The organism is Nocardia sp. CDC153 (genome assembly GCF_035818515.1).
GTDB lineage: Bacteria > Actinomycetota > Actinomycetes > Mycobacteriales > Mycobacteriaceae > Nocardia.
On record NZ_JAYKYU010000003.1, the window covers coordinates 672,421 to 684,988 of the forward strand.

10 protein-coding genes and 4 tRNA genes are annotated in these 12,568 nt (G+C 67.7%); 8 read left to right on the forward strand and 6 right to left on the reverse strand.

What is annotated here, in order from left to right:
* Positions 1–125 precede the first annotated feature (125 nt).
* On the forward strand, positions 126–2,495 hold the full coding sequence (locus VMT65_RS19665) for a glycerol-3-phosphate 1-O-acyltransferase (RefSeq protein ID WP_326309772.1): 2,370 nt from the start codon (positions 126–128) through the stop codon (positions 2,493–2,495).
* Positions 2,492–4,000: an HAD-IB family hydrolase gene (locus tag VMT65_RS19670; RefSeq protein ID WP_326309773.1), complete on the forward strand. Its 1,509-nt coding sequence runs from the start codon at positions 2,492–2,494 to the stop codon at positions 3,998–4,000. Before VMT65_RS19665 ends, VMT65_RS19670 begins: the two co-directional genes overlap by 4 nt.
* Here the strand turns inward: VMT65_RS19670 and VMT65_RS19675 are convergent.
* The 6 genes from VMT65_RS19675 to VMT65_RS19700 form a co-directional block, all read right to left on the reverse strand.
* Complete coding sequence (locus VMT65_RS19675) at positions 3,997–4,698, reverse strand: polyprenol monophosphomannose synthase (protein ID WP_326310306.1); 702 nt, start codon at positions 4,696–4,698, stop codon at positions 3,997–3,999. The two genes, VMT65_RS19670 and VMT65_RS19675, sit on opposite strands and share 4 nt — an antisense overlap.
* Positions 4,699–4,823: 125 nt before the next feature.
* Positions 4,824–4,991 (reverse strand): hypothetical protein, encoded by a 168-nt coding sequence (locus tag VMT65_RS19680; protein WP_326309774.1) that lies wholly within the window; start codon positions 4,989–4,991, stop codon positions 4,824–4,826.
* Positions 4,992–5,187: 196 nt separating this feature from the next.
* A tRNA-Phe gene (locus tag VMT65_RS19685) sits at positions 5,188–5,261 on the reverse strand.
* 39 nt (positions 5,262–5,300) lie between these two features.
* Positions 5,301–5,374 (reverse strand) — tRNA-Asp (locus VMT65_RS19690).
* A gap of 36 nt (positions 5,375–5,410) precedes the next feature.
* Positions 5,411–5,483 (reverse strand) — tRNA-Glu (locus VMT65_RS19695).
* A gap of 92 nt (positions 5,484–5,575) precedes the next feature.
* Positions 5,576–6,241, reverse strand: coding sequence for a TetR/AcrR family transcriptional regulator (locus tag VMT65_RS19700; RefSeq protein WP_326309775.1), 666 nt, complete (start codon positions 6,239–6,241; stop codon positions 5,576–5,578).
* A 1,168-nt stretch (positions 6,242–7,409) separates the two neighbouring features.
* Between VMT65_RS19700 and VMT65_RS19705 the strand changes: the two genes are divergently transcribed.
* The 6 genes from VMT65_RS19705 to dusB all read left to right on the forward strand — a co-directional run bounded on the left by VMT65_RS19705 (position 7,410) and on the right by dusB (position 12,386).
* Positions 7,410–7,482 (forward strand) — tRNA-Lys (locus VMT65_RS19705).
* Between the two features lie 136 nt (positions 7,483–7,618).
* Positions 7,619–8,209: a DUF937 domain-containing protein gene (locus VMT65_RS19710; protein WP_326309776.1), complete on the forward strand. Its 591-nt coding sequence runs from the start codon at positions 7,619–7,621 to the stop codon at positions 8,207–8,209.
* Positions 8,210–8,419: 210 nt separating this feature from the next.
* Positions 8,420–9,406 (forward strand): acyl-ACP desaturase, encoded by a 987-nt coding sequence (locus tag VMT65_RS19715; RefSeq protein ID WP_326309777.1) that lies wholly within the window; start codon positions 8,420–8,422, stop codon positions 9,404–9,406.
* Positions 9,407–9,537: 131 nt separating this feature from the next.
* Positions 9,538–10,311: an alpha/beta fold hydrolase gene (locus VMT65_RS19720; protein ID WP_326309778.1), complete on the forward strand. Its 774-nt coding sequence runs from the start codon at positions 9,538–9,540 to the stop codon at positions 10,309–10,311.
* Between the two features lie 4 nt (positions 10,312–10,315).
* Positions 10,316–11,140: a hypothetical protein gene (locus VMT65_RS19725; RefSeq protein ID WP_326309779.1), complete on the forward strand. Its 825-nt coding sequence runs from the start codon at positions 10,316–10,318 to the stop codon at positions 11,138–11,140.
* A gap of 130 nt (positions 11,141–11,270) precedes the next feature.
* Positions 11,271–12,386 carry a tRNA dihydrouridine synthase DusB gene (dusB, locus tag VMT65_RS19730; protein WP_326310307.1) on the forward strand — a complete coding sequence of 372 codons (1,116 nt, stop codon included), beginning with the start codon at positions 11,271–11,273 and terminating at the stop codon, positions 12,384–12,386.
* Positions 12,387–12,568 lie beyond the last annotated feature (182 nt).

Consider the following 12,568-nt stretch of genomic DNA (forward strand, 5'->3'; position numbering starts at 1 on the left):
ACCTTCCCCAGAGCGGGGAGGGCTCGATCGCGACCTCGGTCACGGTGATAATTGCGCGACCTTCCAACCCGCCGCGCCCGATTGGGCTTCAATGGATCGCAGCGGCTCATGCGGAGGGAACAACGATGCTCGATCACGACAGTCGGCTCCCCGAGGCCGCGCTCACCGCCCCGCATTCCGTGGTCGCCCTGGTCGATGCCGCCTCCCCGGTGGAACGCGAACTCGTCGGGCACTGGCTCGCCGAGGGCGGCATCACCCAGGAGTTCGGCACCGCCGCGCCCGTCACCCAATTGGACCTCGATCCCGCCGCGGTCACCGATCGACTGGTCGGACGCAGCGACGATCCGCTGGTGGTGCCGGTGCGCGTGCTGTGGCTGCCGCCGGAGCGAGACGGCGTGCGGCGCACCACCTTCAGCGATCTGATCACCCTGTCGAATCCGCGCAAACCGCACCGGCTCATGCAGCGGCGACTGCTGAGCAAGGCCCCCGACCGGCATCTGGTGCTGACCGGAGCGCCCGCCCGGCTCAGCGAGCTGCGTGCCAACAATCCTGGAACCGCCGGTGTCCCCGACGCTTTCGGGCGCGCCATCGTGCGCGCGGGCATTGTCGCGCTGGAACGCGCGGAACGCGCCGTCATCGGCGACCGGTACAAGGTGCCGCGGCTGGTGGTCGAGGAGATCCTCGACTCACCGGAGTTCCTGCGGCGGCTCGACGCCATCGCCGAGGAGTCCGGCGCGCCCGCGCGCGAGGTGTACCGGCGGGCCGAGAAGGGGCTGCGCGAACTCGTGGCCGCGCAATCGCGGCTGGTGTCGGACCTGTTCACCCAGGCCATGCGGCCCGTGCACGCCTCCACCTGGAAGGTCGACTCCGACGAGTCCGGGCTGGATCGGCTGCGCGCCCTGAACCGGCGCTACCCGCTGGTGTTCCTGCCCTCGCACCGCTCCTACGTGGACGCCTTCGTGCTCGGAGACATCCTGGCGCGCAACGACTTTCCACCCAATCACGTGGTCGGCGGGGCCAATCTCAAGTTCTGGCCGATCGGGCCGATCGCGCGGCGCACCGGAACCGTGTTCATCCGCCGCAGTTTCGGCGACGACGAGGTGTACAAGGCGGTCGTCGAGGAGTACTTCGCCTACCTGCTGGCCAAGCGCTTCAATCTGGAGTGGTACTTCGAGGGCGGGCGCACCCGCACCGGCAAGCTCCGCCCGCCCCGCTACGGTCTGCTGAATTACCTTGCGGCGGCGCTGCGTTCGAAACGCATCGACGACGTCATGCTGGTGCCGGTCTCGATCACCTACGAGCGGCTCAACGAGATCGGGGCCATCGCCGACGAGCAGACCGGCGGCCGCAAGCAGGCCGAGGGCCTGGCCTGGCTGGCCCGTTACGTGCGCAATCAACAGCACTCCGCCGGGCACGTGTACGTCCGCTTCGGGACGCCGCTCTCGGCGCGCGACCGGCTGGCGGTGCACGGCGATCCGCTGGCGGCACACCCGAATCCGGCCCCCGACGAGGTCCTCGAACTCGAGCACCGGGCGGTGCAGCGGCTGGCCTTCGAGGTCGCGGTCGGCATCAACGACGTCACGCCCATCACCGTCAACGCCCTCACCACACTGGTGCTGTTGGGCGTGCACGAGCGCGCCCTGACCCGGCACGAACTGCGCGCCGCCATCGCGCCCGTGCTCGGCTATGTCGAGAAGCGGGGACTACCGGGCGGCGAACTCGCCACGCTCCGAGACGATCACGGCCTGGCCGTGGTGCTCGAGCAGTTGGCCGTCGCCAAGGTGGTGACGGTGTATCGCGGTGGGCTGGAACCGGTGTACTCGATTCAGGCCGGGGCGCATCTGGAGGCGGCGTTCTATCGCAACAGCGCGGTGCACTGGTTCGTCAATCGCGCCATTCTCGAACTGGCCATCCTCACCGCCGTGGAAGCGCCCGAGGGCGATCAGTTGCGGGTCGGTTGGGAGGCCGCCTACCGGCTGCGGGATCTGCTCAAGTTCGAGTTCTTCTTCCCCGAGCGGGCCGAATTCACCAGTCAGCTCACCGCGGAGATGCTGCTGGTGGATCCGGAATGGCACCGCCGCACCGCCGCGGGCACCGTCGGCTCCGAAATCCTCGCGCGGCTTGCCGAATCCGGATTCATGATGGCGCACCGCGTGCTGCGCTCCTTCTTCGACGCCCAACTGGTGGTGGCCGAACGGCTGGCCGCCCGCGACCCGCTGCTGCCGGTCGACCGCAAGGCCTTCGTCGACGAATGCCTGCACGTGGGCAAGCAGATGCTGCTGCAACAGCGGCTGCACAGCCCCGAATCGGTGTCGTCCGAATTGTTCGGCAGCGCACTCAAACTCGCCGACAATCACGGCCTGCTCACGGTGTCCGAGGATCCGGCCGACCTGGCCGCCCGTCGCGTCCGCTTCGCCGGGGAACTGCGCGCCATTGGCGGCCGCATCTCCCGCGCCGCCACCCTCGACCCGTCCAATCGGGCGGAAGCACTATGACGCACCGCGTCCGGGTGGGACGGTCCGCCCTGCCGCTGCGGCCCGGCGTCGGCGTCACCCAACGGCCCATCGGCGCAATGGAACTCGACGAGGCGCTCGAGGCCGTGCGCACCGGACCGCAGGGTCCCGGCGTCGCCGCCATCTTCGATTTCGGCGGCACCGTGGTGGGTGGCTTCGATCCACCGCCGCTGACCCGACGACTGTTCCGGCGCAGCAGTACCCAGGCCGCGCTCAGCGCCGACCTGCTCGGCAATATTCGCGGCGCGCGCAGCGAAGGCGAATACGAGCGGTTCCTGCAATCGGCCATGTACGGCTGGTCCGGTGTCGAAGAATCGGAACTGGAGCAGTTGGGCCGACAGCTCTTCGCGCGCAGCGTGTACGGGCACATCTACCCCGAGGCGTGGCGGCTGGTGCGCGAACACGAAGCGGCCGGGCACACGTTGGTCCTGGTCAGCTCGGTGACCCGCTACCAGGTCGAACCGGTCGCCGAGGAGCTCTCGATACAGAATGTACTGACCACCACCATGGCCGTGCAGGACGGCGTGCTCACCGGGCACGTGGAGGGAAAACCGCTGTGGCGCAATGGCAAAGCCGACGCCGTCCGGCGCTTCGCCATCGCCCATGACATCGACCTGACCCGCAGCTACGCCTACGCCGACAGCGCGGCCGATCTGCCGCTGCTGCAGACCGCGGGGCATCCGGTGGCCGTCAACCCGGATCCGCGGGTGGTGCTGGAGGCGGCCGAAAAGGATTGGCCGGTGCTGCATTTCCGGCCCCGGCGGTCCCCCCGGGCCACCGACTACCTGCGTACCCTCACCGGATTCACCGGGCTGCTGGGCGGCGCGCTGTTCGGCATCGCCGCCAAGGCGCACACCAAACAACGCCGCCAGATGGCGGATTCGATGATGACCCACGCCGCGGACTCGACCCTGCGCGGCACCGGCGTGAAGGTCCGGGTGGTCGGCGCGGAGTACACGCGTGCCCCGCGCCCGGCGGTGTTCATCTTCAACCACCAGAGCCAGTTCGACATCGTGGTGCTCGCGGAGGTGCTCGGCACCGGCTTCACCGGCATCGCGAAGAAGGAGATCACCAAGAACCCGGTCTTCGGACCCCTCATGCGATTCGTGGAGGTGACCTTCATCGACCGCGCGAACACGGTGGCCGCCAAGGCCGCCCTGGAACCCGTGGTCGAAACCCTGCGCGGCGGACTGTCGGTGGTGATCGCGCCCGAGGGCACCCGCTCGCACACCCCGCGCGTCGGCCCGTTCAAGAAGGGCGCGTTCCACATCGCCCGGCAGGCGGGCGTCCCGATCATTCCGGTGGTGATCCGCAATGCCGGCGAAATCGCCTGGCGCAATTCGGCCGTCGTGCGCAAAGGCGTCGTCGACGTGGCCGTCCTACCGCCGATCGAGGTCGGCGGCTGGGATCCGGCCGAGATGGATACCGAGGTGGAGCAGGTGCGTCAGCTGTTCGTGGACACGCTGCTCCACTGGCCCAAAAGCTAGACGGCCCGCCCGAAAAGCAGCTTCCACGGCATGGCCGCGGACTCCAACTGCACCTTCAGGCTCATCTTGGAGGCGCCCTTGGTGCGCTCCTCGAAGCGGATCGGCACCTCGGCGATGCTGATGCCCTGCTTGACCGTCCGGTAGTTCATCTCCACCTGGAACGAGTAGCCGTTGGACTTGATCGAGGCCACGTCGATGGCGCGCAGCGTGCTCGCCTTCCACGCCTTGAAACCGGCGGTGGCGTCCTTGACGCCCAGGCGCAGAATCGTGTTCACGTAGAAGTTGGCCCAGGCCGAGAGCGCCTTGCGGTACCACTTCCACTCCGCCGCGGTGGAACCGCCGGGGACATAACGGGACCCGAGCACCACGCCCGCGTCGGTGGACTCCAGCTTCTCCAGCATGGCCGGAATGACCTCGGCCGGATGCGACAGGTCGGCGTCCATCTGGATGACGACGTCCGCGCCCTCGTCCAGCGCCTTGGTGATACCGGCGATGTACGCGCGGCCCAGGCCGTCCTTCTCCGTGCGGTGCAGCACGCTCACCACGTTCGGCAGGTCGGCGGCGAGCTTGTCGGCCACCTCGCCCGTGCCGTCGGGGGAGTTGTCGTCCACCACCAGCACGTGCAGGTCGGCCACCGGTAGCGCGGTCAGCCGCTCCACCGCCACCGGCAGGTTCTCCCGCTCGTTGTAGGTCGGCACCACCACGGTGACCTTCAAGGTATGCCCCTCCGCTTGGGTCGTTTTCTGGCTACGAAACCGTACCTGGTCCACCTGAGTGCCTCGTGAGCGCACCAACCAGTACGTCCACCCCCATCACTCCGGCGTCAGTCGTCCTCTTGATCGGACCGCCGATTCCGTTCTCGCACAATATCCAACGCGCGCTCGGCTGTCGCCTTGTCCGGGTACGGACCCATCCGCTCCGCGAACCAATGCTGCTTACCTTGCTCGGCCCGATGATGCTTTAGGCAGTAATACCACTGATCGTCAGCCATGAACCCAGCATGGCACCAAGATCAGACCCGCACGCAGGAAAACACGCCCAGGAACACGATTCGCACTGATCACGCCGGGAGCGGGGGTCCGGGGGCGGAGCCCGCCGGCTGGGGTGTGGGGGCTTGGCCCCCACAAGTTATACGAAGAGAGCCCCGGCTCGCGTTTTCCGCGAGCAGGGGCTCCCTGCGATCGAAGTGGCCAAGGCCGGGATCGAACCGGCGACCTTCCGCTTTTCAGGCGGACGCTCGTACCAACTGAGCTACCTGGCCGTAGGCACCCGATTCGAATGCCGAGCTTTAGTTGTCTTGCGACCCTGACGGGACTCGAACCCGCGACCTCCGCCGTGACAGGGCGGCGCGCTAACCAACTGCGCCACAGGGCCTTGCTACTTGCTCCGACAACCATGTTTCCATGGTTGTACCCCCTACGGGATTCGAACCCGCGCTACCGCCTTGAAAGGGCGGCGTCCTAGGCCGCTAGACGAAGGGGGCCCGCCGGATCTCTCCGGACCGTTTGCTCAACGGCTTCCGTTGGGAGCGGAGATAGCTTATGACACGCTCCGCGTTATTCCCAAATCAGCTGGTCAGAGTCCCAAGTTGAGATCTTCGAGCTTTGCGGACACCCGCCAGCCGGTGCGGCGGAACTCCTCGGTCCACTCCGGTGTCGCGGTGGCGTCCACGATCACCTCGAGCGCCTCGGCGAAGCGCGCCCGCAGATCCACCGGACCCGAGAGCACATCGGAGATGTAGCGCTGACCGGCCAGCGCCGCCGCCAAGGTGCGGGTGAAGCGGTCCGGATCGGAGTCCGGTCGCAACTGCTTGTGCTCGGCGGCCTTCACCGCGAGCTGCCGAATGGCACGCCCGAGGATCCGGGCCCCGCCGGCCTGGATGTCGCGATAGAACTCCGGCTCGATGATGAGCCGGAACTCGGCCTGGATGATGATGTCGTTCTCCAGCCGTAAGGCGATCTCGTCGATCATGCCGTGCAGCACGTCGAGCGGACCGAGATCGGTTCTGGCAAGCCACCTTTCGGTCGATACGCGATAGCGGTCGACCGCGGCCTCCAGCACCGCGCGTGCCAGATCCTCCTTGGAGTCGAAGTGAAAGTACATGGCCCCCTTGGTCGCCCGGGAGCCTTCCAATATGCGGTTGAGCGATGCAGCGGCATAGCCGCTCTTCCCGAACTCAACGGCGGCGGACCTGATGATCGCCGCGCGTGTCCGGCGGGCCCGCTCTTGCTGCCGTGCCATGCTCGAAACGCCTCCGAAGCTAGCTAACCGTCGCCGACCGGATACCCGGCCCCGACGCAAAGTTACGTGTCTTTCAAATACTTCAAATGGGGCTTCGCCCCGAATTACCAAACCTTTGGTACGAAAAAGCGCGAAAAACTTGAAACACACCAACTGGTATAGTTTTTCCCGCCCGGGTGCACCGCAAGGGGTGCGCACCCGGGCGATCACGTCGTTTCGGTCCGCCTCCCCGCAGCTTCATCTGTTGGAGCCGCGATCGGCCAGACCGGTCGCGACACGTTCGGGCACTTCAACGATAAGCCGAATCCCGTGCCGCCGGGGCAATCCCGGTTCTTCGGGAATTCACCAGTCGGTCACCGTACCCGGAAAGCGCACCCAGCGTGAGGTGTACCGGAAAGTCAGTTAGCCAGCACACCCCCTATCGAAAGCCGCAATTTCCCAGCAATCGTATGGACGATTGGTCCGAATCGACGAATTCGCCCATATACCACCGTTGTTGGGCACACCGATCACCCCGGCGCGCGCCGTCCCCGCCGACGCCGCATCGCCGCCGAGCCGCCGCCCACATCCCCGCGGCCGCTCCGACCGATCCCCACCCCCTGCTCCAAATTGCTTGCCACGCATCACCATTGGATGATATTCACACTCCGGCGCCACGAAACAAATTGAGTGGCAAGGTGATTGCCGGACGCCTGGGCGGCAATGGCCAGCGCGCGCTTACCGCGAGAGTCCGACACCATCGGCTCGTGGAAACCCACCGGAATTCGGGCACGGCTCGGCCGCACCATCACTCCGCCCCACCCACACTCCGCGCCGACCCCTCCAGACCCCCGGGTCCACGTCTGCGCAATCAGACGCTGTCTCGCGGTGCCGCACCGACCGGTCCGCACCCTCACAGAGCCACATCGTCCCCCCAACGCGCCCCCTCTCGATAGCGAGCCCGTTCGATCGGCACGACCGGTCACCCCAAAGGCACATCGCGTCATCCCCTACCCCACCCGCATCACGCCCCACCGCCGCGCACCACCCCACCCCGCCGGTACCGCGGCACTCCGCCCCGCGGGCCCCGACGAAACCAACATGACCTGCGCAAACACCATCTGCCAGACCACAATCGGATACTCGTTTAACACTTACGGGGACGGCCCATTAAACTGACGTCCCGCACGCCCCTATAGCTCAGTTGGTAGAGCTACGGACTTTTAATCCGCAGGTCCCAGGTTCGAGCCCTGGTGGGGGCACAGGTATGTGGAGGGGCCCGGAATCGTACCGCCGGGCCCCTCGCCACATCCGCGAATCTGTGGCAATCTGTCCGGATTTCACCTACGGTGACGTGAGCAGAGCTTTTCCCGGGCACCATCACCTCAGGCGGAGTTCATGACTTCCTTCGATGACCTGCTCTCCAATGTCCCCGTCGCACAGATCGCCGAGAAGCTCGGCGTCGACGAGGCCACCGCGAAGACCGCGATCACCGCGGCCGTCCCCGTACTCCTCGGGGGATTCCAGGCACAGGCTGGCAATCCCGAGTCCGGTCTGAATCTGGAGAACGAAGTCGCCAACCAGCCGCACGCACTACTCGACGGCGGTGTCGACATCGATCAGGTGGATGTGAACAACGGCAACCAGATCGTCGATCAGACCTTCGGAGCCGAGAAGAACACCGTCATCAGTGCGCTCGGCAATGTCGGCGGCAGTGCGATCAGCCAGGATCTGATGGGCAAGCTGCTGCCGATGCTCGCGCCGATCGTGCTGGCCTACCTGGGCAAGAAGGCCCTCGGCGGCGGTGGTGGCGGCGCGGCCGCGCAGTCCGGCGGCGGCGGTATCGGCGACATCCTCGGTAGCCTGCTGGGTGGGGCGACCGGAGGTAACTCCAGCGGCGGCCTGGGCGACATCCTGGGCAAGGCCATGGGTCAGAACGCGGGCAACGTCCTCGGCAATGTGCTGGGCGGTTTGCTGGGCAAGAAGTGACGATGCATCGGAAGGCGATGCGCGGCTAACGAACTGCGGCCCACGGCGATACACCCGTCGCTGTGGGCCGTTGTCTTATGACATCCCTCACCCGCACCGCAATGCTGCGCATGTGAGTTTCACATCACCCTACGGTCACGTAAGGTATGGGCGCGGCGGCAGGCCGGCGAGGGTACGACAGCACGACGCACGAACACGAAGGGCACATGTATGGCAAAGGATCTGACTCAACTCGAGCTGCTGACGGAGTTGGAGCCGGTTGCCGCGGAGAACGTCAATCGCCACCTCTCCCTGGCCAAGGAATGGCACCCGCACGACTACGTGCCGTGGGATGAAGGCCGCAACTTCGCTGCCATGGGTGGTGTGGACTGGGATCCCGAGCAGTCGAAGCTGAACGAGGTCGCCAAGGCGGCCATGATCACCAACCTGCTGACCGAGGACAACCTGCCCTCCTACCACCGCGAGATCGCCGAGAACTTCTCGCAGGACGGCGCCTGGGGCACCTGGGTCGGTCGCTGGACCGCCGAGGAGAACCGCCACGGCATCGTCATGCGCGACTACCTCGTCGTCACCCGCGGTGTCGACCCGGTCGCCCTCGAGCAGGCCCGCATGGTCCACATGACCAACGGGTTCGCCTCTCCCACCGAGGAACTCGAGAAGATCCCGGGCAGCGCCGGATTCCTGTTCTCGGTGGCGTACGTGACCTTCCAGGAACTGGCCACCCGCGTCAGCCACCGCAATACCGGCAAGGTCTGCGACGATCCCATCGCCGACCGCATGCTGCAGCGCATCGCGGCCGACGAGAACCTGCACATGATCTTCTACCGCAACATGTGCGGTGCGGCCCTGGACCTCTCGCCGGACCAGACCCTCGAGGCCATCACCCTCATCCTGGAGAACTTCCAGATGCCCGGCGCGGGGATGCCCAACTTCCGCCGCAATGGCGTGCTCATGGCCAAGCACGGCATCTACGACCTGCGCCAGCACCTCGAGGAGGTGGTGAACCCGGTGCTCAAGAAGTGGAAGATCTTCGAGCGCAACGACTTCACCGCCCGCGGCGAGGAGACCCGCGAGCGCCTGGGCAACTTCCTCGAGAAGCTGTCCAAGGACGTGGTGAAGTTCGAGGAGCAGCGCGACCGCATGCTGGCCCGCGAGGCCGCCAAGCGCGAGAAGGAATTGGCCGCCACCGGTAGCTGACGGCCCTCCCACTGCCCACGGCCCCCTCCGGACTCGGTTCGGAGGGGGCCGACTCGGCTGCGGGCACGACTCACAGGAACCTCCCGGAGAATCCCCAGTCCGGGCCTGGACGGCGGGCCGATCATAGGTTCATGAGTCTCGAGACCCGGGTCGGCGCCGCGAAAGTGGTGCTGCTGCACGGGCAACCGGGCGACCGAACCGATTGGGACGCGGTGATCGACCGGCTGCCCGGATCGGTCGCGGCCGTGGCGCTGGATCGGCCGGGATACGGGGACAATCCGGATCCGGCCGGGTCCATCGAGGACAACGCGCGCTGGCTGCTCGGGGAATTGGATCGAGCCGGGCTGGAAAGCGCCGTGCTGACCGGACATTCGTACGGCGGGGCCGTCGCGCTGGCGGCGGCGACGCTGGCCCCGGAACGGGTGCGCGGGCTGGTGCTGGTCGCCAGTGTCGGGCCGGGCTGCCTCACCGCGTGGGACGGGTTGCTCGCCGCACCGCTCGCCGGGCCGGCGCTCTCGCTGACGGCCTGGTCGGTGCTGCCGTGGCTGGCGCGGAAGGGCCTGGACCACAATCCTTCTCGCACCGGCGCGCCGCGCGCCCTGCACCTGCTGGCCGGGGTGCACCACCGGCACGGCCAGGTCTGGCGCAGCTTCCTGACCGAACAGCGCGAGCTGCTCGACACACTGGACCGGTGGAACGCGCGACTCGCGGACATCCGGATTCCGGCCTTGATCCTCGCCGACCCCGCCGATAGGGTCGTGCCGATCTCCACCTCCCGCGCCCTGGGCGAGCAGTTGCCCTGTGCCCGAATCGAACTGATCCGCGGGGGTGGCCACCATCTCCCGCGACGGCTGCCCGGCGTCGTGGCCGCCCGGATAGGCGCCTTTGTCGACTCGTTGGACTGAACCGATGCGCGGCCCCCTGAGCGCCGTCCGCGAACGCGCGCTGACCCAGTTCCACACCGACCGCCGCCATCCCGCGCCGCGCCCGATCGCCCCCGGCCAGCCGCTGTGGCGGCAGACCGCCAATGAGGTGCGCTGGTCGTTCACCCCGCCCGCGCTGTGGCTCGAGGGCGTCGCCGCCAATGTCGTGCTGTCCGGGCTGTACCTACTCGTCTCCCCCTTGACCCTGCACCGGCACGGCTGGGTGGTGCTGGTCGGCGTCTACTTCGCGACCTTCGTGCTCGCCGACGTCACCACCACCAATGTGCTCGGCGTGGACGCCGACCGGACCCGGCTGAGCCTGGCCGCCGGGCTGGGGGTGCATCGAATTCTGCTGGTCAAGAATCTCGCGCTGCTGGTCATCGTGGGCGCGCCGACGCTGCTGGCCACGGCCGTACTCGCCGCCACGACGAGCACGCATCACTCGGTGCAGCGGACCGGGGTCTCGGTGGCCGATGTGGCCCTGCCGATCCTGGCCTGGCTCGGGATCGGAAATCTGGTGTCCGCGCTGCTCGCGGTGCGGCCCCGCGCACTCGGACGGCGGTGGGCGCAGCGCCGCGACTGGCGCAGCACCCTGCCCTGGCTGACCCACCTGGTGCTGCCCTACGGCCTCTACTACTTCGTCGCGCCGATCGACGGCGAGCAGCGCGCCATCCTCGGCTTCCATCTGGGCCGGTCCATGCCGGGCGAGCTGCGCGGCGCGATCCACCTCGGCGTCGGGCTCGCGGTCTGGCTGCTGGGCACCGCGCTCGCGGGCGCCGTGGTGCGCCGCCGCGGTCTGCGCGTGTGGTGATCCGCTGTGATCGGCGGCACTGCGCGGGGTACGCGGCTCTGGCCCGGTCGGCGCGGATGAGAGACTGGAGGGCGTGACTGCCTCGCTAGCCGCCCCCGAGACCGATCCGGTCGGGGCCACCGGGACCGCGTTGCGGATCGGGCCCTACCCGCTCGACCCGCCGGTGGTGCTGGCTCCGATGGCGGGCATCACCAATGTCGCGTTCCGCACCCTGTGCCGGGAATTCGGCAGCGCCACTTCGCTGTACGTGTGCGAGATGATCACCGCGCGCGCCATTGTCGAGCGCAATGAGAAGACGCTGAACATGATGGCCTTCGGGCCGGACGAATCGCCGCGCTCCATGCAGCTCTACGGCGTGGACCCCAAGACCCTCGGCGAGGCCGTGCGCATCGTGGTCGGCGAGGGCTGGGCCGACCACATCGACATGAACCTCGGCTGCCCGGTGCGCAAGGTGACCCGCCTCGGCGGCGGGTCCGCACTGCCCTACAAGCGCCGCCTGTTCCGCGAGATCGTGCGCGAAATGGTCGCCGCCGCAGGCGATGTGCCGGTCACCTTCAAGTTCCGCATCGGCATCGACGACGAGCACCACACCTACCTCGACACCGGGCGCATCGCGGAAGCCGAAGGCGCGGCGGCGGTTTCGCTGCACGCCCGCACCGCCGCCCAGCTCTACTCCGGCGAGGCGGACTGGAGCCACATCGCGCGGCTCAAGGAAACCGTCACCACCATCCCGGTGCTCGGCAACGGCGATATCTTCACCGCCGACGACGCCCTGCGCATGATGGCCGAAACCGGTTGCGACGGTGTGGTTGTCGGCCGCGGCTGCCTGGGCCGCCCGTGGCTGTTCGCCGAACTCAGCGCCGCCCTGCGCGGTGAGCCGATTCCCGCGGGCCCCACCCTCGGCAAGGTCGGCGAGATCCTCTACCGCCACGCCGCGCTGCTCACCGAGCACGACGGCGAGGACAAGGCCATGCGCGATATTCGCAAGCACATGGCCTGGTACCTGATGGGCTTCCCGGTCGGCTCGGCCCTGCGCCGCAAGTTCGCCACCGTCACCAGCCTCGCCCAGATCGGCGACCTGGTCGCCCAGCTCGACCCGGACGTGCCGTTCCCGGACGACGCGCTGGGCCCGCGCGGCCGCCAGGGTTCCCCGCAGGCGAAGGTCGCCCTCCCCGACGGCTGGCTCGACGATCCGGAGGACGCCACCGTCCCGACCGCCGCCGACGTCATGCACTCCGGCGGCTGACCGGCCACCAGTTCGGCTCGATCGAATTACACCCGGCGCAGCTCCCGGGTGTAGCGCCGACACCCTGGCACACTTTCCTGACGCGCCACCAAATCGGACCTACCTCGGTGGACGTGCGTTCGAATGGCCCACCGTGGCGAAATCGTTATCATGGCCCTCGGTATCAAGAGCGAAATGAGGTT

Coding starts and splice junctions, on each gene's coding strand:
- VMT65_RS19665 (WP_326309772.1), top strand. CDS start 126: ATGCTCGATCACGACAGTCGGCTCCCCGAGGCCGCGCTCACCGCCCCG.
- VMT65_RS19670 (WP_326309773.1), top strand. CDS start 2,492: ATGACGCACCGCGTCCGGGTGGGACGGTCCGCCCTGCCGCTGCGGCCC.
- VMT65_RS19680 (WP_326309774.1), bottom strand. CDS start 4,991: ATGGCTGACGATCAGTGGTATTACTGCCTAAAGCATCATCGGGCCGAG.
- VMT65_RS19700 (WP_326309775.1), bottom strand. CDS start 6,241: ATGGCACGGCAGCAAGAGCGGGCCCGCCGGACACGCGCGGCGATCATC.
- VMT65_RS19710 (WP_326309776.1), top strand. CDS start 7,619: ATGACTTCCTTCGATGACCTGCTCTCCAATGTCCCCGTCGCACAGATC.
- VMT65_RS19715 (WP_326309777.1), top strand. CDS start 8,420: ATGGCAAAGGATCTGACTCAACTCGAGCTGCTGACGGAGTTGGAGCCG.
- VMT65_RS19720 (WP_326309778.1), top strand. CDS start 9,538: ATGAGTCTCGAGACCCGGGTCGGCGCCGCGAAAGTGGTGCTGCTGCAC.
- VMT65_RS19725 (WP_326309779.1), top strand. CDS start 10,316: ATGCGCGGCCCCCTGAGCGCCGTCCGCGAACGCGCGCTGACCCAGTTC.